Annotated in this window: 16 protein-coding genes; 3 read left to right on the top strand and 13 right to left on the bottom strand. The window is 69.3% G+C overall.

Features of this window, described 5'->3' with window-relative positions:
- Nucleotides 1-128 precede the first annotated feature (128 nt).
- Nucleotides 129-3,674 (bottom strand): ABC transporter ATP-binding protein/permease, encoded by a 3,546-nt coding sequence (locus tag JG540_RS02845; protein WP_200276957.1) that lies wholly within the window; start codon nucleotides 3,672-3,674, stop codon nucleotides 129-131.
- Nucleotides 3,675-4,050: 376 nt separating this feature from the next.
- The gene (locus JG540_RS02840) at nucleotides 4,051-4,641 is read right to left on the bottom strand and encodes an isochorismatase family cysteine hydrolase (protein ID WP_200276954.1); all 591 of its coding nucleotides are present in this window, start codon (nucleotides 4,639-4,641) and stop codon (nucleotides 4,051-4,053) included.
- Nucleotides 4,642-5,114: 473 nt separating this feature from the next.
- Here JG540_RS02840 and JG540_RS02835 point away from each other — a divergent pair, with 473 nt between their 5' ends.
- The gene (locus JG540_RS02835; RefSeq protein WP_200276951.1) at nucleotides 5,115-5,732 is read left to right on the top strand and encodes a class I SAM-dependent methyltransferase; all 618 of its coding nucleotides are present in this window, start codon (nucleotides 5,115-5,117) and stop codon (nucleotides 5,730-5,732) included.
- A gap of 20 nt (nucleotides 5,733-5,752) precedes the next feature.
- On the opposite strand, the gene JG540_RS02830 is transcribed toward JG540_RS02835, so the two are convergent.
- The 4 genes from JG540_RS02830 to guaA all read right to left on the bottom strand — a co-directional run bounded on the left by JG540_RS02830 (nucleotide 5,753) and on the right by guaA (nucleotide 10,998).
- Entirely contained in the window at nucleotides 5,753-6,292 is a 540-nt protein-coding gene (locus tag JG540_RS02830) for a methylated-DNA--[protein]-cysteine S-methyltransferase (protein WP_234042875.1), read from the bottom strand.
- A gap of 347 nt (nucleotides 6,293-6,639) precedes the next feature.
- Complete coding sequence (locus JG540_RS02825) at nucleotides 6,640-7,770, bottom strand: DUF2974 domain-containing protein (RefSeq protein ID WP_200276948.1); 1,131 nt, start codon at nucleotides 7,768-7,770, stop codon at nucleotides 6,640-6,642.
- Nucleotides 7,771-7,861: 91 nt separating this feature from the next.
- A complete protein-coding gene (locus JG540_RS02820) occupies nucleotides 7,862-9,145 on the bottom strand; it encodes an ATP-binding protein (RefSeq protein ID WP_234042874.1) in 1,284 nt (427 codons plus the stop codon).
- A gap of 269 nt (nucleotides 9,146-9,414) precedes the next feature.
- Nucleotides 9,415-10,998: a glutamine-hydrolyzing GMP synthase gene (guaA, locus tag JG540_RS02815; RefSeq protein WP_200278008.1), complete on the bottom strand. Its 1,584-nt coding sequence runs from the start codon at nucleotides 10,996-10,998 to the stop codon at nucleotides 9,415-9,417.
- Nucleotides 10,999-11,205: 207 nt separating this feature from the next.
- Here guaA and JG540_RS02810 point away from each other — a divergent pair, with 207 nt between their 5' ends.
- Both JG540_RS02810 and iolE read left to right on the top strand, forming a co-directional pair.
- Complete coding sequence (locus JG540_RS02810; RefSeq protein WP_200276945.1) at nucleotides 11,206-11,484, top strand: hypothetical protein; 279 nt, start codon at nucleotides 11,206-11,208, stop codon at nucleotides 11,482-11,484.
- A gap of 120 nt (nucleotides 11,485-11,604) precedes the next feature.
- Entirely contained in the window at nucleotides 11,605-12,531 is a 927-nt protein-coding gene (gene iolE / locus JG540_RS02805) for a myo-inosose-2 dehydratase (RefSeq protein WP_200276942.1), read from the top strand.
- A 106-nt stretch (nucleotides 12,532-12,637) separates the two neighbouring features.
- Here iolE and JG540_RS02800 read toward each other — a convergent pair whose 3' ends face one another.
- The 7 genes from JG540_RS02800 to iolD all read right to left on the bottom strand — a co-directional run bounded on the left by JG540_RS02800 (nucleotide 12,638) and on the right by iolD (nucleotide 22,621).
- Nucleotides 12,638-13,780 (bottom strand): zinc-binding dehydrogenase, encoded by a 1,143-nt coding sequence (locus JG540_RS02800; protein WP_200276939.1) that lies wholly within the window; start codon nucleotides 13,778-13,780, stop codon nucleotides 12,638-12,640.
- Between the two features lie 261 nt (nucleotides 13,781-14,041).
- Nucleotides 14,042-15,013, bottom strand: coding sequence for an ABC transporter substrate-binding protein (locus JG540_RS02795; RefSeq protein ID WP_200276936.1), 972 nt, complete (start codon nucleotides 15,011-15,013; stop codon nucleotides 14,042-14,044).
- 94 nt (nucleotides 15,014-15,107) lie between these two features.
- Nucleotides 15,108-16,148, bottom strand: coding sequence for an ABC transporter permease (locus tag JG540_RS02790; RefSeq protein ID WP_200276933.1), 1,041 nt, complete (start codon nucleotides 16,146-16,148; stop codon nucleotides 15,108-15,110).
- Nucleotides 16,145-17,680: a sugar ABC transporter ATP-binding protein gene (locus JG540_RS02785; RefSeq protein WP_200276930.1), complete on the bottom strand. Its 1,536-nt coding sequence runs from the start codon at nucleotides 17,678-17,680 to the stop codon at nucleotides 16,145-16,147. The genes JG540_RS02790 and JG540_RS02785 overlap by 4 nt, the downstream gene beginning before the upstream one ends.
- 36 nt (nucleotides 17,681-17,716) lie before the next feature.
- On the bottom strand, nucleotides 17,717-18,766 hold the full coding sequence (locus tag JG540_RS02780; protein ID WP_200276927.1) for a Gfo/Idh/MocA family protein: 1,050 nt from the start codon (nucleotides 18,764-18,766) through the stop codon (nucleotides 17,717-17,719).
- A 252-nt stretch (nucleotides 18,767-19,018) separates the two neighbouring features.
- The gene (locus JG540_RS02775; protein WP_200278006.1) at nucleotides 19,019-20,512 is read right to left on the bottom strand and encodes a CoA-acylating methylmalonate-semialdehyde dehydrogenase; all 1,494 of its coding nucleotides are present in this window, start codon (nucleotides 20,510-20,512) and stop codon (nucleotides 19,019-19,021) included.
- 201 nt (nucleotides 20,513-20,713) lie between these two features.
- Nucleotides 20,714-22,621, bottom strand: a complete 1,908-nt coding sequence (iolD, locus tag JG540_RS02770) for a 3D-(3,5/4)-trihydroxycyclohexane-1,2-dione acylhydrolase (decyclizing) (RefSeq protein WP_200276924.1) — start codon at nucleotides 22,619-22,621, stop codon at nucleotides 20,714-20,716.
- Nucleotides 22,622-22,647 lie beyond the last annotated feature (26 nt).

Raw genomic sequence — 22,647 nt, 5'->3', positions numbered from 1 at the left:
CGCCGTCAGTGTGGCGGCGTTGCGGAAGCGGACCGGTGACGGACTGGTGACAGCCTTGCTGGCAGGTCGGCGCCGGACTGCTGGCGGCCTGGTGCGAATCCGTGCCGCTCCGGGGCGGGTCGCCCGGCCTACTCGCTGCGCAGGGCCTCCACCGGGTCCTCCCGGGCGGCCTTGCTGGCGGGCAGCAGCCCTGCCACGAGCGTCAGTCCCACCGACACCGCGATCAGGGCGAGACCAGACCCCGCAGGCAGGTGGGCGATCGGGTAGACCCCGAAGCGCGCCGACACGAAGGCGTTGGCGGGCAGGGTCAGCAGCAGGGTGATCCCGATGCCCAGCAGCCCCGCCAGCAGCCCCTCGATCACCGTCTCGGCGTTGAACACGTGGCGTACATCCGCCTTGGAGGCGCCGATCGCCCGCAGGATCCCGATCTCCTTCTTGCGCTCCAGCACGGAGATGTAGGTGATGATCGCGATCATGATGGAGGAGACCACCAGGGAGATGGACACGAAGGCGATCAGCATCCAGGTGATGATGTTGATGATGCGGGTCACCGAGCTCATCAGCAGGGCCACGACGTCGGTGTAGCGGATGGTCTTGGACTCCTCCCCCGCCTGGGTACGGGCCTGGTTGTAGTCGGCCAGCACCGTCTTGACGGCGTCCTTGGACCGGAAGTCCTTGGGGAAGATCTCGATGGCCGAGGGGTCGGCGGTGTCGGCCCAGCCCAGGCCCGCCAGGTTGGAGTCCCGGCTGGTCGTGGTGCTCCGCATGAGGGTGCTGAGCAGGGCACTGAGCTGCTCCTGGTCCATGGACAGGTTGAAGGCCTTCTTGAAGGCCTCCTCGTCCACGCTCAGGGCCTGGGAGAGGTTGCTGGCCAGGGAGGTCATGGCCTGCTCCACCTGGGCGGAGATCTGCGTCTGGAGCGCGGTCATCATCTGCGTCATGGCGCTGGAGAAGGTCTGCTGCAGGTAGCTGGACAGGGTGGAGGAGACGGCCTGGGACAGGTTGCTGGCCAGCTGCTTGCCGATCTCCTGGCCGATGGCCGCGGCCGCCTTGTCCCCCACGTCCTGGGCCACGGCGGCGATGGCGGGGTCCTGGCCCAGGGCGGTGGTGAGGTTGCTGGTTAGTTTGGCACGGTCCAGCACCTGGTTGGAGGTGGCGACGTCGTTTATGGCCTGGGTCACCTCAGGTGTGGCCAGGTAGTCGGCGACCAGCTGCACCATGTTGGTCTCCGGCACGCCGTCGCCGTCAGTGTCCGGGCCGGGGTGCTCGGAGGCGTACTTGGTGAAGCCGCTGAGCACCTGGGCGGCGGTCGCCGAGACCTGGGCCCCGGCCGTGTCCTTGATGGCGCCGTCCGCCAGGGCCTTGGTGATGATCGAGACGTAGTCCACCTGGGCCAGCTGGGGGTACCTGGTGGCCAGGTCGGTCAGGTCCAGGGTGCTCAGGTCCAGGCCGGACAGGTCCAGCTGGGCGGCCTCGCTCAGGTCCAGGCTGCTCAGGTCCAGCCCGGACAGGTCCAGGGAGCCGACGTCGATGGTGCTGGCGTCCACGCCCGAGAGGTCCAGGCTGGCCAGGTCAGTCTGCAGGACGGTGGGGTCCACCTTGAAGGAGGCCTTGATCTGCTCGCCGTCCACCGTGAACAGGGAGCTGAGGTCCAGGCCCTGCGGGCCCTGCTTGGCCTGGTCCGCCAGCTCGGTGAAGGTCTTGCCGGTGAACACGTCCCGCTCCGGGTGGGCCAGCTGGTCCTGGACGATCTGGGAGGAGGCGGCCTGCTCGATCACCTGCGCGGTCAGGGAGGGCAGGTAGCACAGGCCCCGCAGCATCCCGTCCTCCTTGCCCTTGGGCTTGACGATGCCCACCACCTTCAGGTCCCGGCCCTGGGAGACGGCCTGGCGCATGTGCTCCTGGTCCTGGGAGAGGTCGGTCCACACGCCGTAGGACTGGTCGTACTGGTAGCGCGCTGAGGCGGGCACCAGCGCGAAGGTGGTGCCCAGGATGTCCTCGTAGCGGTACTCACGGCTGTCCTGGGGACGCTGACCGTCGGGGCCGGGGGTGGCGGCGCCGTCGGGGCTGCTGGGGCCCACGTGGGCGGCGGCGGAGGTGACGTTCTGCCGGTCCAGGTAGGCGGCCATCATCTTGTCGAGCTCGGTGTGGTCGCGCAGGCCCAGGGTGTACTCGTAGAGGTCCTGCATGGTGCCGTCGGGGTTGAGCACCAGCACCAGCTCGGTGGGCTGGGTGGGCCAGGCCCCAGCCATGACCTCGTAGCCCTCCTGGTACAGGGAGGGCTCGGCAGGCATCTCCTTGAAGGCGTCCAGGGAGAAGAAGGAGGCGAAGGGGCTGGCTGTGGCGGCGCTGCGGACCTTGGCGACGGCCTGCTCCGGGTGGACCTGCACGACCCCCTGGGAGGTGTCCTTGCGGTAGATCTGCGGCGTGACGTTGTAGCGGTACTCGATGGAGCGCACGTGCTGGCGCACCCCGCCGCCGTCGGCCTCCAGGAAGGCCTTGAGGGAGGCCAGGTCGTTGGTGGAGCGGGAGCCCATCATGGCGGTGAAGGCGTTGCGGGTACGCAGGTGCCCCGCCTGCGCCTGCGGGGAGCCCTGGGCACGGTTCTCGTCGGCGGCCTCTATCACTGAGCCCAGGTCCATGGTGGAGCGCTGGATGGACAGCGGGTAGGAGGTCAGGGCCTCCTCCTCCGTCTTGGCGATATAGGCGTTGACCCCGTTGGCCAGCGCCAGGATCGCGGCGATCCCGATGATCCCGATGGACCCCGCGAAGGAGGTCATGAGGGTGCGGCCTTTCTTGGTCATCAGGTTGTTGAAGGACAGCGCCAGGGCGGTCAGCAGCCCCATGCGGGTGGTGCGGGTGGGGGCGGGGGTGCTGCGACGGGACGGCAGCAGCCACAGCGGCCCTGGTTCCTCCTCCGTCTCCTGCTCCAGGTCCTGCCCAGCCGCCTGACTGGACTTCTGCCCTGCTGCCCGCTCCTCCAAGGGGGTGTCAGGGTCGAAGGGGTTGGTGTCCGCCTGGACGCGCCCGTCCGCCAGGGTCACCACCCGGTTGGCGTAGCTGCGTGCCAGCTCCGGGTTGTGGGTGACCATGACGACCAGGCGCTCGCGGGCCACCTCCCGCAGCAGGTCCATGACCTGCAGGGAGGTGGCGGAGTCCAGGGCGCCGGTGGGCTCGTCGGCCAGGAGGATCTCCGGGTCGTTTATCAGGGCGCGGGCGATCGCCACACGCTGCATCTGCCCACCGGAGAGCTGGGAGGGGCGCTTGTGGGCGTGCTCGGCCAGGCCGACGTCCTCCAGGGCCTGCCGGGCGCGGGCGCGCCGCTGGGAGCGGGAGACCCCGGAGAGGGTCAGGGCCAGCTCGACGTTGGCCAGCACGCTCTGGTGGGGGATGAGGTTGTAGGACTGGAAGACGAAGCCGATGCGGTTGTTGCGGTAGGTGTCCCAGTCGCGGTCGCGGTAGTCCTTGGTGGAGACGCCGTCGATAACCAGGTCGCCGTCGTCAAACTGGTCCAGGCCACCGATGACGTTGAGCATGGTGGTCTTGCCGGAGCCGGACTGACCCAGCACGGCCACGAACTCGTTGTCGCGGAAGGCCAGACTGACTCGGTCCAGGGCCGTCTGGGTCAGGGACGCGGTGCGGTAGGACTTGGTGACGTCGTGGAGCTCTAGCATGGAACACCTCCAGTCCTCCCGAGCATATTCCACGAGACCGGGACATATGGCCCGCGAGACCGGTAAGGGTTACCTTAGTTGTGGATAGCTCGGGCGGGTCTGGTGGCTGCTGGTGGCTTCTCGACGACGGCGGGGCCTGCCGGGCGCACTATCTGCGCCCCCTGGACGCCCCCACACCCCCTGGGCACCCCCACACCCACTGGGCACCCCCTTCGCCTCCACTTGTGCATTTCGGCGCGAGTGGTGCGGTATTCCGGCACCACTCGCGCCGAAATGCACAAGTCGGGGTGGGGCGGGCACGCCCCGCCCCGACCTACAGGGCCCGCCTCGGGAGCCGCCTAGGGGTCAGCCCACCCCCCACCCGACCCACCGGAACTCACGACAGGGCCGCGAGCACGTCGTCAGTGGTGGTCACCCGGGTGTCGAAGACCCGCGAGAAGTAGGCCAGCCCGTCCTCCTGGTTGCCCACCAGGAAGGTGGCGGTGGCCTCCGCGGGCACGATGGTGCGGTAGCCCAGGTAGTAGGCGCTGGCCAGGGTGTGCAGCACACAGATATTGGTGTCGGCCCCCACCACGATCAGGGTGTCACGCCCCAGCTCGCGCAGGGTCAGGTCCAGGTCGGTGGCATAGAAGGCCGAGTAGCGGCGCTTAGGGACCACGTAGTCCCGCTCCGTGACCTCAAAGGCGTCCAGGGGCCTGGAGTCCTGGGTCCCCCGGACCGAGTGCGCGCCCCACAGCGTCTCCTCCAGGTCGGTGCCCGGGATGTGGTTGTCGCAGGCGAAGAACACCGGCACGCCTGCCGCGCGGGCCGCCCGGGCCAGGCGTACGGAGCTGGCAGCCATCTCCTGCAGGAACTCAGGTACGGGGTTGCTGCCGCCGAGAACGTCGACGACGAGCAGCGCGGCCCGCTCCAGGTCCAGCTCGTTGCTGCTCTGCCAGGGGGTGGGCTGCGGTTCAGGGAGCGCCATGGTGGTCCTTCCGTCCGGCCTGGTGTCATGACACCTGGTAGGCGCAGCGTACGTGCCCCTGAGCGCCGTAGGCAAGCGCCCTGACCAGCACCACAGGACGCCGACCGCCCTGCACCTGCTCTTCTCCGCCCGGTGCGACAGGACGCCGACCGCCCTGCACCTGCTCTTCTCCGCCCGGTGCGACAGGACGCTGTCCGCCCCGCACCTGCCCGCCTCCGCTCAGCGTCCCAGCCCACGGGCAGGACGGCACCCACCCACGCCTCACCGCACCCCACCCAGCGTGGCGGGCCACCCAGCACTGCGACCCTCCCGGCAGGAGACCACCCAGTACTGCGACCCTCCCGGTCCCCCGCCCCTGCCGCCTGCCCGCACGTGCAGCGCGCACGATCGGGTCGCAGACCATAACCTGTATGCAGGTTCGCTGCGGCACCAGCGCCCGCGTCCATATCCGACCCCCAGGAGGAAGACGGCAGATGAGGCTTCCACACAGGTTCTGGGACGTCGCCGCCCCGGTCTACGACCTGGCTACCGTGCGCGGCCGAGCGGGAGCGAACCAGGCAGCCGCATACATCGCCGAGCGCCTCTCCCCTGCCGACCTGCTGCTGGACGCCGCCTGCGCCACCGGCCTGTTCGCCTGCGCCCTGGCCCCGCAGGTGTGGCGGGTGCTGGCCTGCGACGCCTCCCCTGCGATGGTGGCGCGCACCCGCGCTAAGGCCCGCCGCAAGAGGCTGCGCAACCTGGCGGCCCGCACCGGGGACGTCACCGCCCTGCCCCTGGCTGACGACGCCGTAGACGCGACGGTGGCCGGGAACGTGCTGCACCTGCTGGAGCAGCCGGAGCAGGCCGTCGCCGAGCTCAAGCGCGTGGTGCGGCCCGGCGGGTACATCGCGCTCCCCTGCTACGTGCTGACGGAAGGCACGCAGAGCCCTGGGGGCACGCGCCTGTGGCATCGCGCCGGATTCAGTCCGGGGCAGCAGTGGCAGGCCGAGGACCTGCTAGAGCACCTGGAACGCTGGGGCCTGCAGGTGGAGGACCACCAGGTGTTTGCGGCCTTCAAGCCGCTGTGCGTGGCCCGCTGCCGCAACGACTGATCCCGGCAGCGCCCTACGCCCTACAGCACCACTCCCTCAAGGCGCAGCAGGGCCTCCTTGCGGGCCGTCCCACCCGCGTATCCGGTCAGCCGCCCGCCTGCCCCCACGACCCGGTGGCAGGGCACGAAAACACTGACGGGGTTACGCCCCACAGCCCCGCCGACGGCGCGGGCCGAGCAGGCTCTGCCCGTAGCGGCGGCCACCGCCTGGGCCAGCTGGCCGTAGGTGCGGGTCTGTCCGCGGGGTATCTGGCGCAGCAGGCTCCAGACCTGTTGCTGGAAGGGGGTGCCGCGTGCCGCGAGCGCAGGCGGTTCCCCCGGCTCGCTGCCCGCGAAGTACCGGTCCAGCCAGCTGCGGGCTGCCACCAGCACCGGGGGCTTCAGGAGGCCTGCGGCGACGACGTCGAGCGCGTCGTCGCTGGTTCCGGCGCGGTCATAGGCCTGGCCGTCGAACCACGCGCCCACCAAGGCCCCACCTGCCGGCAGGTGCGCGCCAGCCGTCTCCACCGCCAGGGTCATCGGCCCCAGGGGTGAGCGGTAGGCGGCCAGCAGCTGCGTCACGCCACCCAGGGTAGCGGCCGGGCCCGGCACCGTTCAGGCGGCCTGGACCACCTGGTTCCAGGGCGCCCTCACAAAGCACCCCAGGGAACGCTCTCGCTCACCCCCTGCCGCACTCGACGGCTCACAGAAAGGCTGTGGGCTGGCAGGGAACGAAGGCGGACCTACCGGGATTCTGCTCGTAGTAACCCACGAGCCTCTTACAAGGACAGACAGGGTGGGTCCTGGTACCGGCCGACCGGCACATCCCGGAGAGCCCACACCCTCCCGGGGGAATCACGCCTCCCGGCCTCCCTGGAACCGCCAGAAACCCTATGGGCTCATGACTGTCCAGAGCCCGACGCAGGACGTCACCAGAGCCCCGGCACGGACCTGACCCCGAGGGGCAGCAGCTCTGCCAGGGCCTGCGTCACGAAGGCGCGGCTCTGTGGGTCCAGGTCCTTGAATGCCCGTACCACTGCGGGTGCGGTACGCCAGCGTCCGGAGAGCAGGTCCTGGGTGGTCTGGGCCCCGGCCGCCTCCAGGACGGCGTAGAGGGTGTCGATCAGGCGCTCACGCTCCTCCGGGCTGCGGCTGCGCAGCCAGGCGGTCAGGGTGCTGTCCACCAGGCGGGCGGAGGGCGTCAGGGAGTCCACGTAGGCGAAGTCCCTCCCCTCCACCACCCAGGAGAAGGGGTCGTGCTGCCAGATCAGGAGCCGTTTGGAGCGCACTACCCGGTGCTGCTCCTGGTCCTCCAGCAGCAGCCCGACCACGGAGGCCTGGGGCACGGTCTTGCTGATCTTGGGGGCCACCCGCGCGTAGGCCTCAGTCTCTACCAGCTCGGGCAGCAGGCCGGGGCCGTCGTGGGAGCAGACCTGGGTCAGGCGCGCCTGCACGTCCTGCGGCACGCTGACGGCGGCGTAGACGGCCAGGTTGCCTCCCTTGGAGTGCCCACCGACCACCAGCCGTCCCTCCAGGTGCCGGGCCGCCTCCTGCAGGTAGGCGGCGGCGTCGACCTGTGAGGGCACGGGGCTGCAGAAGCAGAGGTTGAAGTCCTCCTTCCAGCCCACGATGCTGGCGTCGGTGCCCCGGAAGGCTACGTAGGACAGGTCGGGTTGCAGGCGGAAGGTCATGGCGGCGAACTGCTTCTGCGCCTGCCAGTCGGTGTGCTCGCGGTAGCCGACCACCGGCAGGTCCCGGAAGCGCGGGCTGGCGGCCACGGCGGCCAGCAGGCGCAGGCTGTCGGCCTCGCCCGGGATCCCCGCGTAGTAGTGGGGGAAGTACTCGGCCCGGTACAGCTCCCGCAGGGGCGCGCCCTGCCAGCTGCGCAGGTTGAGGCCCGCCTGCTCGGCCTCGGCCGGCAGCTGGGTGTAGGCCAGCCAGGACAGCACCAGGCTGTCCACGGGGCACAGGCCCCGCTCAGAGAAGGGCTCCAGGTGCCTCCGCACGTAGCTGAGCATGTTGCCGCTGCGGGGCGACGCCGTCGGAAGGGCCGTGTCCATGCCCCCATAGTGCGCCATCAGCGGCCGCGTGCAGCGGTGTTGCAGGCAGGTGCTTCCGCCAGGCGGAACGCGCTGCGAACCAGGGAACGGTTCACGGCCCCAGGCAAGCAAGAGGAATGACGAGGACGCCGTCATCACGGCGATAGGCCGTGGCCCCGGCGGTGACGACGGCCAGGAAGGAAGGCTCCCCCATCCGCCCAGTGTCCACACGCTCGCGCAGGCGCAGGAGGTTTCGCGCGGCATCGTCTACCTGCCGAGACCCCAGCTTGACCTCTACAGGGGCCCAGCGGCCGTCGGCAAGGGTGATGACTATGTCAGCCTCCAGCCCGGTCTTGTCACGGTAGTGCGCGACCGTCCCGTCGGCAGCCTGCGCGTACACGCGCAGGTCCCTGACGCAGAACGACTCAAAGTACAGCCCCAGCGTCTCAGTGTCGCGGAGCAGGTCGGCCGGGCTCCAGCGCATCACGGCAGCACCGATAGAAGGGTCCGTGAAGTGTCGGGTAGGGCTGGTGCGCAGGACCGTCCGCGAGCGCAGCGCGGGACTCCAGGCAGGCAGGTCCTCTATGACGAAGGCACGGGTCAGGGCGTCCAGGTAGTCACTGACGGTGTTGGGTGACATGGCGCCCTCGTCGGCGGCCAGGTCAGCGGCGATCGTCTTCTGGGATGCCTGTGTGGAGACGTGGCGCGCGTATGCGCGCATGAGCGCACGCATACGTGCAGAGCTGCGGGTGACGCCATCCAGACGGGAGACGTCTGAGTCGATCAGCACCTCTACGTAGCTTCTTGCGAGCCTGGTGGCGGCTCCTCGGGTTGAGCCTGAGGCGGTTACCGCAGCGGGCCAGCCGCCTCTGCACAGGAGCCAAGCCAGGTCCTCGACATCTGCCTTGGCCAGGCCGACAACGTCTGAGCTGCCCGTCGCTCCGTCGAACAGCGCCTGTAGCGATATCTCCGTGGTGGAGTCCCCAGACTCAGCCAGGGTCATCGTCCTCATAGTGACTGGCACGATCCGCCCGACCCCAGAGTGCGCACCGGTAACCGTAGGAGTCGAGGAGCCGGTGAGGATGAACTGACCCGGCTCCGCCCGCTGGTCCACCGTGAAACGCACGGCGTCCCACAGCTGGGGCGCCATCTGCCACTCGTCTATAAGTCGCGGTACGGCCCCCTCCAGGAGCCTCGAGGGCTTAACGTCCGCCAAAGCCAGGTACGAGGCGCTGCGGTCAGGGTCCTGCAGGTAGAGGGTCGAGCGGGCGTGCTGCCTGGAGGTCTCCGTCTTGCCGCACCACTTGGGGCCCTTGACCTGGACAGCACCGCTGACGGCAAGCAGCTCACTGATCACCTTGTCGATGGTGCGCGGGATGTAGGTTGACGACATCATGACCTCCGGAAACATTGCAAAATCAAGGACAAGTATACTCCGTTGCGTCAGATGGCCGGTTTCCGCTGCGTCAGATGGCCGGTTTCCGCTGCGTCAGATGGCCGGTTTCCGCTGCGTCAGATGGCCGGTTTCCGCTGCGTCAGATGGCCGGTTTCCGCTGCGTCAGATGGCCGCAGGGCCGCCCACAGGCCCAGGCGGCCCCACCCACAGCAAGACCTCGCCCCGCCGTCGGTGTCCGGACGGCGGGGCGAGGCGTCAGCACCAGGTGCTCACTCCCACTCGATGGTGCCCGGCGGCTTGCTGGTGCAGTCCAGCACCACCCGGTTGACCTCCGGGACGGAGTTGGTGATACGGGTGGAGATGCGGGCCAGCACGTCGTAGGGCAGGCGCGTCCAGTCGGCCGTCATGGCGTCCTCGCTGGAGACCGGCCGCAGCACCACCGGGTGCCCGTAGGTGCGCCCGTCGCCCTGCACCCCCACGGAGCGCACGTCTGCGAGCAGCACCACCGGGCACTGCCAGATCTCCTCGTCCAGGCCCGCAGCGGTCAGCTCCTCCCGCACGATCAGGTCCGCGGCGCGCAGCACCTCCAGGTTCTCGCGCGTGACCTCGCCGATCACCCGGATCCCCAGCCCCGGCCCGGGGAAGGGCTGGCGGGCCACGATCTTCTCCGGCACGCCCAGCGCGCGGCCGATGGTGCGCACCTCGTCCTTGAACAGGGTGCGCAGCGGCTCGACCAGCTCAAAGTCCAAGTCCTCCGGCAGTCCCCCCACGTTGTGGTGGCTCTTGATGTTGGCGGCCCCCTCACCGCCGCCGGACTCCACGACGTCGGGGTAGAGCGTCCCCTGCACCAGGAACCGGATCTCACCGCCCTGCGCCCCGACGGCCTCGACCACCTGGCGCTGGGCGGCCTCGAAGGAGCGGATGAACTCCCGGCCGATGATCTTGCGCTTGGTCTCCGGGTCGGTGACCCCGGCCAGGGCGGCCAGGAAGCGCTCGGACTCGTCCACGGTGATGACGCGGATGCCCATGCCCTGGGCGTAGTCCTGCTCCACCTGCTCGCGCTCCCCGGCCCGCAGCAGGCCGTGGTCCACGAAGATGCAGGTCAGCTGGTCCCCCACGGCCCGGTGCACCAGGGCGGCGGCCACGGAGGAGTCCACGCCCCCGGACAGGCCGCAGATGACGTGGGCGTCACCTACCTGCTCACGGATGGACTGGACCTGCTCCTCGATGATGTTGCCGGGCGTCCAGGTGGCGGGGATACCCGCCCCCTGGTGGAGGAAGTTCTCCAGGGCGGCCTGGCCGTGGCGGGAGTGCAGCACCTCCGGGTGCCACTGCAGGCCGAACAGGCGGCGCTCGCGGTCCTCAAAGGCCGCCACCGGGGTCTCGGCGGTGGAGGCGGTGACGGTGAAGCCTGCCGGGGCGGCCTGCACGGCGTCGCCGTGGCTCATCCACACGGCCTGCTCCACCGGGGTGCCTGCGAACAGGCAGGAGTCGTTCCTGACGGCGGCGTCGGTGTGCCCGTACTCGCGGGTGCCGGTGCGCCCCACCTGGCCCCCCAGGGCCTGGGCCATGGTCTGGAAGCCGTAGCAGATGCCCAGCACGGGCACGCCTGCCTCGAAGATGGCAGGGTCGATGCTGGGGGCGCCGTCCTCGTACACGGAGGAGGGGCCGCCGGACAGGATCACGGCGGCGGGCCGCTTGGCCAGCATCTGGTCCACCGGCATGGTGTGGGGGACGATCTCCGAGTAGACGGAGGCCTCCCTGACACGACGGGCGATCAGCTGGGCGTACTGGGCCCCGAAGTCGACCACGAGAACTGGCCCGGGGGCGGCCTGCCCGGGGGCGGAGAGCATGTCTGGGCTTGTCACCCGGCGAGTATAAACTGGCTGGCTGCCCCTGTGGCGGCAGGCACAGGACGCAGTTCACAGCCCCGGAACTGGACGGGCACGCACCCGCCTCCCTAGGGTTTGACACGTCAAAAACAGGGCAGTCCCGCCCTGGTACGGAGCCGTGCAGGACGCGGCCCGCCGCTTCTGCCGCGAGCGCAGGAGCAGGAGCAGATGACCACCGCCGACACCCCCCTGGTTACCGCCCAGTCGGTGCTCAGCTCGATCGACCTCTCTGAGCGCGACGCCTTCAACCCGGCCCCCGAGGTCCCTGCCGGCGCGGTGCGCAGGCTGCTGCTGGTGGTCACGTCCCTGGCCCTGCTGGCGGGCGCGGTGACCGGCGTCGGCCTGCTGACCGGCACCTCGGCACTGACGCTGCTGGGGGCCACCGGTCTGCTGGGGGCGCTGTTCCTGGGCGGGGAGAAGCTCACCCGCCTGCTGGACCTGGACTGAGCGCCGCGAGTCTCCTCACCCCAGAACCTGGACCACATTAGTCCTGACAATTTAGACTCTCCTTGACGAGCAATGAGGCTCGGGGAGGCCCTGCCTCCCACGCATACCTAGGAGACCGACATGACCTTCCGCCTAGACCCGGCTACCGCCATCACCGACCCCCACGGCATCAGCTGGGGCATGCACCCCATCTCCTGGCGCAATGACGACATACCGGAGGTCGGCGCCTACAACACCTTGGAGGACATGCTCCTGGACCTGGCGGACACCGGCTACCGCGGCACCGAGTGCGCCGGCTTCTTCCCGGCCCGGGAGGTGGTCAGGGAGCGGGCGCAGGCGCGCGGCATCCAGGTCGTGGCCCAGTGGTTCTCCTCCTTCATCCTCCGCGACGGCGTGGAGGCGGTGCTGCCGGAGTTCACCGCCACCTGCGAGTACCTGCAGTACCTGGGGGCCACGCGGGTGGTCGTCTCCGAGCAGACCGGCTCGGTGCAGGGCAGGCGGGACGTGTGCATCTTTACCAACAAGCCGGTGCTCACCGAGGAGGAGTGGCCGGTGCTGGCTGCGGGGCTGAACCGCCTGGGTGAGGTGGCCCACGAGCACGGCCTGGAGCTCGTCTACCACCACCACCTGGGCACGGTGGTGCAGACCAAGGAGGAGACCGTCCGGCTCATGGAGCTGACCGACCCCGCCAAGGTCTCGCTGCTGTTCGACACCGGCCACGCCTACGTGGGCGACGGCGACGTGATGGGCCTGCTGGAGGCCACCATCGACCGGGTCAAGCACGTGCACTTCAAGGACGTGCGCCCGGAGAAGCTGGCGGAGTCCCGGGCGGCGGAGCGCTCCTTCCTGGACTCCTTCATGAACGGCATGTTCACGGTCCCGGGCGACGGCTGCATCGACTTCACCGAGCCCTACAGGCTCCTGCTGGAGCACGGCTACCAGCAGTGGATCCTGGTTGAGGCCGAGCAGGACCCGGCGGTGGCTAACCCGCACGAGTACGCGCTCAAGGCCCGCGCCTACATCGAGTCCCAGCTGCTGCCGCTCTGAGGCCCCCGGCCTGACGGGGGGGCAGGCCCCGCTGTCAGACGACGGCGCCCACCAGCCTCGGCTAGCTCTTAGCCGGGCGGTGGGCGCCGTCCTTGCTAACGGCGGCTCACAGGCTCATGTCCACCACGGCCCGCCCCTGCACCTGGCGGTGGCGCAGGGCCTCGTAGCCCTGCCCGGCCTGCTCCAGCGAGAAGCGGCGGGAGACGACGTCGCGGTAGTTGATGACGCCGCGCGCGGCCAGGTCCACCACGGCGGGCAGGTCCTGGCGGGTGCGCGCCCCGTAGGAGCCCAGGATGCGCTGGGAGCGGCGCACGGTGCGGTTGATCTCCACCCCGGCCGTCTGTACGCCTGCCCCCAGGCCGATGGGCACCATGCGGCCGCCGTCGGCCAGCACGTCCAGGGCGGTCTTCCAGGTGTCGGGCACCCCCAGGGCCTCGAAGGAGACGTCCACGCCGCGTCCGCCGGTGAGCCGGAGGACCTCCGCGCGGGCGTCCTGAGTGGCGGAGTTGATGACGGCGGTGGCGCCGTAGGCCCGCATCGGCTCCAGCTTCTCGTCGTCGACGTCGATGGCGATGACCTGACTGGCCCCGAACACGGAGGCGATCTGGACGATGTTGGTGCCCACTCCCCCGACCGCCACCACGGCCACGGTCTCGCCGTAGCGCAGGTCGGCGCCGCGGCGCACGGCCCCGAAGCCGGTCATGGCGGCGCACCCCAGGATGGCGGCGGGCACCAGCTCCATGGAGCCGGGCACGGGGGCCAGGGCGGTGGCGGGCACGACGGCGTACTCGGCCAGCCCGCCCATGGAGTACATGTAGATCGGCTCGCCGTCCTGGGCGGCCAGGCGGGTCTGGCCGTCGTAGAGGCAGCCCTTGAGCCGGTTGAGGTCGAAGAAGGGGCCGCACAGCTCGTCGCGTCCGGCGGCGCAGGCCTCGCACTGCCCGCAGGGCATGAGGAAGCCTCCGGCCACGTGCTGGCCCACCTGCAGGCCGGAGTGCTCGTTGCCGGGCCCCAGCTCGACGACGGTGCCGGTGACCTCGTGGCCCAGCACCGCGGGCAGCGGGAAGCTGATGGCCCCGCCGATCACGTGCAGGTCGGAGTGGCACAGGCCGCAGGCGGCGACCTTGATGAGCACCTCCCCGAAGCGTGGCCGGGGGGTGCGGATGGTCTCTACCTGGAGGCCTTTGGTGATGTCGCGCAGCACGGCGGCGCGCATGGTCCCAGGGACGGTGGTGGCTTGCTGGCTCATATGCGTGACCCTTCCCGGCAGGCGCCCCGTTGCGTCTGCCGTCTGTCCTACGAGTCTACGCCAGCCAGCACTATTTGTTAGGACATTTAAGCGGTAACTCAGGCTCACCCAGGATCTCCCACAAGCCACCAGCCCTGGTTTTCCGGCGCAGACCTTGTGCAGACAGCCGGTGGCCCCTCCCCGAGAAACCCGGGAAGGGGCCACCTGAGTCACCTGCCAGGGCGGTGGACGCCTGGCCAGGGACGTGCTACCAGCCGCCGGTCACTCGTAGACGGCCTTCTTGATCTTCTCGTCGTCCAGGTTGCTCTTGTCGTACCAGTAGAAGCCGGAGTCGATGAACTTCTCCAGGCTCTCGCCCTTGAGGACCTTGTCCGCGGCGACCACGGCCTGGTAGCCCATCTCGTAGGGGTTCTGGGTCACGGAGCCGACGATGGTGCCCTTCTTGATGAGGTCCAGCTGCGGCTTGCCGGAGTCGAAGCCCACGATCTTGACGGTGCTCTCCACGCCCGCGGTCTCCGCGGCCTGGGCGGCGGCCACGGCGCCGTCGTCGTCGGTGGCGAAGATACCCACCAGATCAGGGTTGGCCTGCAGGATAGCGGCAGCCTGCTGCTGGGCCACGGCCTGGTCGGAGTTGTTGTACTGGGTGTCCACGATCTGGACCTCCGGGGCGTTCTTCTCCACCCACTCCTTGAAGCCCTTCTCCCGGTCCTGACCGGTGACCGAGGTCTGCGAGTGGCAGACGATCGCCACCTTGCCCTTCTTGCCGATCAGGTCGGTCAGGTTCTTGGCAGCCTCAGCCGCGGCCTCCTTGTTGTTGGTGGCCACCGTGGTCTTGGGGATCTCCGAGCCCGGCACACCCGAGTCGAAGGCCACCACGGGGATAGAGGCGTCCTGGAACTGCTGCAGCACGGTCCCCTGCGAGTCGGAGTCCAGGGCCGCGAAGACCAGCGCAGCGGGGCGCTTCACCAGGGCCTGGTTGAGCTGGTCGTTCTGACGGGGGACGTCGGTCTCGGTGTCCGGGCCGTTGAAGGTCACGGTGTAGCCCAGGTCCTTGCCTGCCTGCTCGGAGCCCGCGCGGACAGCCGCCCAGAACGGGCTGGCATAGCCCTTGGCCACCACCGCGATGGTCTTGCCGTCACCGGCCGCCCCGCCTCCGCCGCCACCGCAGGCGGCCAAGCCGGTCGTGGAGATCGCGAGCGCAGCCGCGACCCCGAGTATCTTCTTGAACCTCATTGTTCTCTCCTTGGTTGTGTGCTCAGAGGCCTCGGTGTGAGGCGGCCTCTTGGTTGTGGGTGGATCGTTTGGTGGACGGCCGGACGCCCCGGCGTCACTTGTCGGTGCGGCGGGTGTCCAGGTAGACGGCCCCGAGCACCACCACGCCCAGCAGCACCTTCTGCCACTGGTCGGGGATGCCCATGAGCACCGCGCCGTTACGGATGGTGGCGATGACGACGGCGCCGACCACCGAGCCGAAGACGGAGGCCTTGCCACCCATCAGGGAGGCACCGCCCAGGACTGCGGCGGCGATGGCGTACATCTCGTAGGACTGGCCGACGTCGGGCTTGCCGGAGGCCAGGCGGGAGGCCATGAGGATACCGGCCAGGCCGGTGAAGGTGCCGCCCAGGGCGTACACGTACAGCTTCCAGCGCTTGACGTTCACGCCGGACAGGCGGGTGGCCTCCTCGTTGGAGCCGATAGCCAGGGCGTAGCGTCCGATCAGGGTGCGGTTGAGCAGGTAGGCGGCCACCAGGGCGGCGGCCACCACCAGGAACATGGCGTTGGTGACGCCGAGGGTGCGCCCCTGCCCGAGGGTCAGGAAGGCCGGGAAGCCGGACAGCGGGATGGCGGAGGTGCCGGACAGGACCAGGGCCATGCCCCAGGCGATAAGCATCATGGCCAGGGTGGCGATCATGGGCTGCATACGCAGGTAGGCCACCAGGAAGCCGTTGATCGTGCCCAGCAGGGCCCCTGCCAGCAGGCCCACCAGCACTCCCAGGAAGATCACCAGCGGGGTGCCCAGCCCGGCTTTCGCAGCCTCTCGCATGACCACCGCCAGGCACACCGAGGTGAAGGCGATACCGAAGCCGGGGGTCAGGTCGATACCGCCGGTGGCGATCACGAAGGTCAGTCCCAGGGCCAGCAGGACGTACACGGAGGCGTCCAGCAGCAGCGCCGAGAAGTTGGAGAGCTGGAAGAAGTAGGGGCTCGCGATCGAGAACACCACGATCAGGACAAGCTCCGAGACCAGCACCAGGACCTGGGAGGCGTGGCGCCTGAGGAAGTCCATCAGGTCGGTGCCCTGGCTCATCGAGGACATAGGCGGCTTTACCGAGCCTTGTTGCGGCTTGACGGGTGCTGCAGTGCTCACGCTGACTCCTTCGTCTTCGTGCCGGCCTGGCCGGTGGCCAGCGCCATGATTGAGTTCTGGGTGGCTTCGTCGTTGCTGATGGTGCCGGTGACCCGGCCCTCCCACATGACGACGATCCTCTGGGCGAGGCGTAGCACCTCGGGGATCTCAGAGGAGATGACGATGATGGACTTGCCCTGGGCGGCCAGCTGGTTCAGCAGGTCGTAGATCTCGTCCTTCGCGCCGACGTCGATACCGCGGGTCGGCTCGTCGAAGATGAGGATGTCGCAGTCACGGGCCAGCCACTTGCCGATCACGACCTTCTGCTGGTTGCCACCGGAGAGGTTCTTGGCCCGCTGCCGCGCGGAGGGGGTCTTGACGCGCAGGCGGTCGATATAGCGCGCGGCGGTGCCCACGGCCTGGGAGTCGTCCACCACGATGCCCCGCGACCAGATGCGGTAGGAGGGCAGGGCCGTGTTGAGCACCAGGTCCTTGTCCAGCAGCAGGCCGTAGCGCTTACGGTCCTCGGACAGGTAGGCCAGGGAGTGCTTGACCGCGTCCTCGGGGGACTTGATGTTGACCTCCCGCCCCTCGATCTCCACGCGCCCGGCGGTCTTGGGGTCGGCGCCGATCAGGGCTCGCGCGGTCTCGGTACGACCCGCGCCCACCAGTCCCGCAAAGCCCAGGATCTCGCCACGGCGCAGCTCGAAGCTGACGTCCTTGAGGAGCTTCTTGGTGCACAGGCCCTCGACCTTGAGGACCACCTCAGCGTCGGGGTCCCCCGGCTGCGGGCGGATATTCGACTCGATACGCCGCCCCACCATCTTCTCGATGATGTCGTCGATGCTCAGGTCTGCGGCGGGGCCGGTGGAGACCCAGCGGCCGTCACGCATGACGGTGATCGTGTCGGAGACCCGCTTGATCTCGTTCATGCGGTGGGAGATGTAGACGATGGCGGTGTCGGGCTTGACGAAGTCCTCCATAACCTTGAACAGGGCCTCGGTCTCCCGGTCCGTCAGGGCCGCTGTCGGCTCGTCCATGATGAGGACCTTGGCCTCGAAGGACAGGGCCTTGGCGATCTCCACCATCTGCTGGGTGGCTACCGTCAGGTCGCCTACGCGGGCGTCCGGGTCCAGGTGCAGGCCCACGCGCTCCAGGAGCTCCTTGGTCTCCTTGCGCATCTTGGACGGGGAGAGGTTGAAGCGGATGCCCTCGTACTGCTCCCGGCCGAAGAAGATGTTCTGCTCGACCGTCAGGTCGGGCATGAGGTTGAGCTCCTGGTGGATGATCGAGATGCCCTTGGACTGGGCGTCCAGGGGCCCGTGGATGGTGGTCTCCACCCCGTTCAGGCGCAGCACGCCTGCGTCGGGCCGGTGGATACCTCCCAGGACCTTCATCAGCGTGGACTTGCCAGCACCGTTCTCACCGACCAGGGAGTGGACCTCCCCGGGCCGCAGGGTGAACTGGACGTCGTCGAGGGCCAGCACGCCCGGAAAGCGCTTGGTGATCCCCTGGGCCTCCAGCAGCGGCGTCTGCGTGGTGTCTACCGCCATATCTGGCCTCCTCCTTCCTTTGGTGTAGCTGTCGGGTCAGTTGGCTCGGATCTCGGAGACCTTAACGGGGCGCCCTTCCTCACGGGACCGGCCGATGGCCAGGGCCACGTGCAGGGCCTCCAGGGCGTCGTCGATGGTGCAGGGACTGGCGGCCCGGCCTGCGGCCACGTCCACGAAGGCACGCAGCTCAGTCTCGTAGCAGCCTTTGAAGCGGGCGATGAAGTCCACCCAGGGCTCGTCGTCAGGGAAGGTGACGCCCGGCTCGACGCTTACGAGCGGCACCTTTGGCTCCAGGCCCACGGTGGCGTTGGCCAGTGTGCCGGAGATCTCCATGCGCACGTCGTATCCCTGGCCGTTGTTGCGGGATGTGTGCGCGGTCACCAGGGTCTGGTCGTCCAGACGCAAGAGGGCCACACCTTCGTCGACGTCACCGTGGGTGCGGAAGTACTCCGCCCCGCGCACCGCCCCGAAGGCGAAGACCTCCTCCACCTCGCGCCCGGTCACCCAGCGCAGCGCGTCGATGTCGTGGATCAGGCAGTCCCGCCAGATGCCGCCGGAGCCTGCCACGAAGGTCTCCGGGGGCGGGTTCTGGTCGCAGGTGAGCATGTGGACGCGGTGGACGGCGCCCAGCTCTCCGGCGGCCACCCGGCGCCGCGCCTCCTGGTAGCCCGGGTCAAAACGCCGCTGGAAGCCGATCTGGGAGGCGACGCCGGCGCCGTGCACCGCCTGGATGCAGCGGCGGGTCCCCTCCAGGTCCATGGAGACGGGCTTCTCGCAGAAGAAGGGAAGTCCGGCGCGGGCGCAGCCGAGCACCAGCTCCTCGTGCGTGGCCGTGGGGGTGGCGATGACGACGCCGTCATAGTCCTGGGGGTGGGCCAGGACCTCCGGCGCGGTGGAGACCGCCACCTGGGTGCCGTGGGCCGTGCCGACCTCCTGGGCCACCTGGGCGGCCCGCTCGCCGTCGGCGTCGCAGACGGTCAGGCTGACCTCCGCGATACCCGCCAGCGCGGCCGCGTGCCCGACGCCGATGCGCCCGGCACCTATCAGGGCGATGCGTACAGTGCTCCCGCCGCTGCTTGTGACCATGTACAGCTCCTCCGAGCCAGGCTGTCGTCCTTGACAGCCGTTCCAGTGAAAGGGACTAGGTGGCACACCCTCGTGCCAGCAGGTATGTCGCAGATTACACTAAGTGCTTTGTCCCGACAATTGCTTTGGTAGATTTCGGGGCCCCGGCTGCGTTCCTGCGGTTCCTGCGGCACTCCCCCGCACCCGCAGGACCCGCGCCAGGGCCGCAGGAAGCCCGGGGACCAGGCTCCCCGCGGCCCGGAGGCCAGGGGCTTACTCCTCCCGCTGGAAGGACATGGTGGCCGCGTAGGTCTTCTCGGAGGGCCAGCGGCTGGTCACCGCCTTGGCACGGGTGTAGAAGCGCACGCCCTCGGGGCCGTGAATGTGGGTGTCGCCCAGCAGCGACTCCTTCCAGCCGCCGAAGGAGTAGTAGGCCACCGGCGTGGGGATCGGCACGTTGACCCCCACCATGCCCGCCTCCACGTCCATGGTGAAGCGGCGGGCGACCCCGCCGTCGTTGGTGAAGATGGCCGACCCGTTGCCGAAGGGCGAGGAGTTGACCTGCTTCATGGCCTCCTCGTAGGTGTCGGCGTGGACGATGGCCAGCACCGGCCCGAATACCTCCTCGGAGTACAGGGAGGAGTCCAGCGGCACGTTGTCCACCACGGTGGGGCCCAGGAAGTGGCCCTGCTCGTGGCCGGGCACCACCAGGCCGCGCCCGTCCAGGACCACCTGGGCGCCCTTGGCCTCCGCGTCGTCGATCAGGGAGGTGATGAACTCCTTGGCCTTGACGTTGATGACCGGCCCCATCTCCACGCCCTCGTCCAGGCCGTAGCCGACCTTGATCTTCTCAGCGTGGGCCTTGACCTTCTTGGCCAGCTCAGGCCCGCAGCCGCCCACGGCCACGACCACTGGCAGGGCCATGCAGCGCTCCCCGGCGGCCCCGAAGGCGGCGGCGGAGATGTGCTGGGCGGCGAAGTCCAGGTCGCAGTCAGGCATGACGATGGCGTGGTTGTTGGCCCCACCCAGGGCCTGCACCCGCTTGCCGTGGGTGACGCCCGTGTCCTGCACGATGTGGGCCACCGGGGTGGAGCCCACGAAGGAGATGGCGTCGATCCCGGGGTGCTCCAGCATCCGGGAGACCATCTTGCGGTTGCCGGAGACGACGTTGAACACCCCGTCAGGCAGGCCCGCCTGCTTGTAGAGCTCGGCAGTCAGCAGCGCCGCCGAGGGGGTGGCGGAGGCGGGCTTGAGCACGAAGGCGTTGCCGGTGGCGATGGCGATGGGGTGCATCCACATGGGCACCATGGCCGGGAAGTTGAAGGGGCAGATACCGGCTACCACGCCGACGGGCTGGCGCAGGGTGTGGATGTCCACGCCGGTGGAGATGTCGAAGGAGTACTCGCCCTTGAGGGCCAGGTTGATGGCGGTGGCGAAGTCCAGGGTCTCGCGGCCGCGCTGGATCTCACCGACGGCGTCGGAGTAGTTCTTGCCGTGCTCGGCCACGATCATGCGGGCCATCTCGTCCTGGTGGGCCAGGACCAGCTCGCGCATCCTGAACATGATGGCGGTGCGCTTGGCCAGCGAGACCTTGGCCCACTCCTTCTGGGCGGCGCGGGCGACGGCGACGGCGTGGTCGAGGTCCGCGTCCGAGGCCTCCAGCAGCTCCGCCTCCACCTGTCCCGTGCCGGGGTTCTCCACCTTGAAGCGCCCGGCAGGGGTGCCTTCGTAGTACTCACCGTTGATCCAGTGGGAGATCGTCTTCATCGTCATTGACTCCTGAGTCTCTTGGTGGCGTTCAGCCTGGGGGCGCGACGGCGGGCCTTAGGTCCCCTCCTTGCGACCTGGGCTCCACCCTAGCGCGCCCGCCCACCAAAAGCGATGCTTTTGTCAGTACATTTTCCAGAAAGTGGCGCCCCGGCCCCGGGGTGGTCCGGGAACGGGGCGCCAGCAGCGGCCGCGGCAGGCTCACAGGTAGTGGCGCTGCGGCTTGCGCTCCTCCAGGTAGCGCTCGTAGGCCTGCTGGGTGGACTCCAGGCGGGAGACGCCCGAGACCGCCACGTCCCACCAAGAGGAGCTGGGCGGGTTGGGCCCGTACAGGTCCGTCTCGATGTGGATCATGGAGGCCCGCGTGTCGGCGTGGGCGGCCGCGTAGGCCTCCTTGAGCTCCGCGATCGAGGAGACCCGGTAGACCTTCAGCCCCCAGGACTCGGCGTTGGCGGCGATGTCCACGCCCGGGACCTTGGTCTCGTCCTGGAGGTGGCCACCCTCCCCGCGCTGGCGGAACTTGGTGCCGAAGCGCTGGGAGCCGCGCGACTCGGACAGCGCCCCGATGGAGGCGAAGCCGTAGTTCTGCAGCAGCACGTAGATGACCTTGACGTTCTCCTGCACCACGGTGGCAAGCTCCATGGGCAGCATCTGGTAGGTGCCGTCCCCCACGATGGCCACCACCTCCGACTCCGGCCGGGCCAGCTTGCAGCCCAGCCCTGCCGGGATCTCGTAGCCCATGCAGGAGAAGGCGTACTCCACGTGGTACTGCACGGGGGTCCGGGCCTGCCACAGGGCCTGCAGGTCCCCGGGCATGGACCCGGCGGCGTTGATGAGGATGTCCTCCTCCCCCAGCATCTCGTTGAGGGCCCCGAAGACCTCAGTCTGGGCGGGCAGGGGGCCGTGGCCCAGGTGGTAGCAGCGCTCCGTGGCCTCCGCCCAGGCCTGCCGCTCCCGAGCGACCTCCTGGGTGTAGGTCTCGCTGACGTGGTAGCCCTCCAGGGCGGCGGTGAGCGCCACCAGGGCCTCCCGGGCGTCGGCCACCAGCATCTCCGCGCTCTGCTTGGCGGCGTCGAAGGGCCGGACGTTGACGTTGACGAACTTGACGTGCGGGTCCTTGAACTGGGTCTTGGAGGCGGTGGTGAAGTCCGAGTAGCGGGTGCCGATCCCGATCACCAGGTCCGCCTTGTCCGCGATGTGGTTGCCGGAGTCGCCGCCGGTGGAGCCCACGCCACCGATGGCGCAGGGGTGGTCGAAGCTGATGGCGCCCTTACCGGCCTGGGTGTCGGCCACGGGGATGCCGGTGGCGGTGGCGAAGGCGCGCAGCTGCTCGGAGGCCTCCGCGTAGATCGTGCCACCGCCCGCGATGACCATGGGCCGCTTGGCGGCCTTGATCATGGCCACCGCCCGCTCCAGGGCCGCCGGCTCGGGCACCGGACGGCGCACGTGCCACACGCGCTTGCGGAACAGCTCCACCGGCCAGTCGTGGGCCTCCGCCTGCACGTCCTGCGGCATGGCGATGACGACGGCGCCGGTCTCGGCAGGGTCGGTGAGCACCCGCACGGCCGCCAGCAGGGAGGGGATGAGCTGCTCGGGCCGGTTGACGCGGTCAAAGAAGCGGGCCACGGGCCGGAAGCAGTCGTTGACGGTCACGTCCATGTCCGTGGGGTCCTCCAGCTGCTGCAGCACCGGGTCGGGGACCCGGTTGGCGAAGACGTCGGAGGGGAGGATCAGCACCGGCACCCGGTTGGTGGTGGCCAGGGCCGCCCCGGTGACCATGTTCAGGGAGCCGGGGCCTATCGAGGCGGTGACCATGTAGGTGGACAAGCGGTTGCGGACCTTGGCGAAGGCGGCGGCGGCGTGCACGGCCCCCTGCTCGTTGCGCGGCATGATGTAGGGCATCGGGTTCTCGCCCTCCACCGGGGCGACCTCGTTCTGCAGCAGGGCCTGCCCGATCCCCGCCACGTTGCCGTGCCCGAAGATGCCGAAGGCCCCCTCGATCAGGCGGTGCTCCACCCCGTCACGCTCGGAGTACTGGTTGGACAGGAAGCGGATGGTCGCCTGGGCGACGGTCAGGCGGATGGTGCCCGCATAAGCCTCATTGCTCACGTCTACTTCTCCTTGGGTAGTTTGCT

It is taken from the genome of Actinomyces weissii (assembly GCF_016598775.1).
Classification (GTDB): domain Bacteria; phylum Actinomycetota; class Actinomycetes; order Actinomycetales; family Actinomycetaceae; genus Actinomyces; species Actinomyces weissii.
This window is presented reverse-complemented; position numbering and strand designations above follow the sequence as displayed.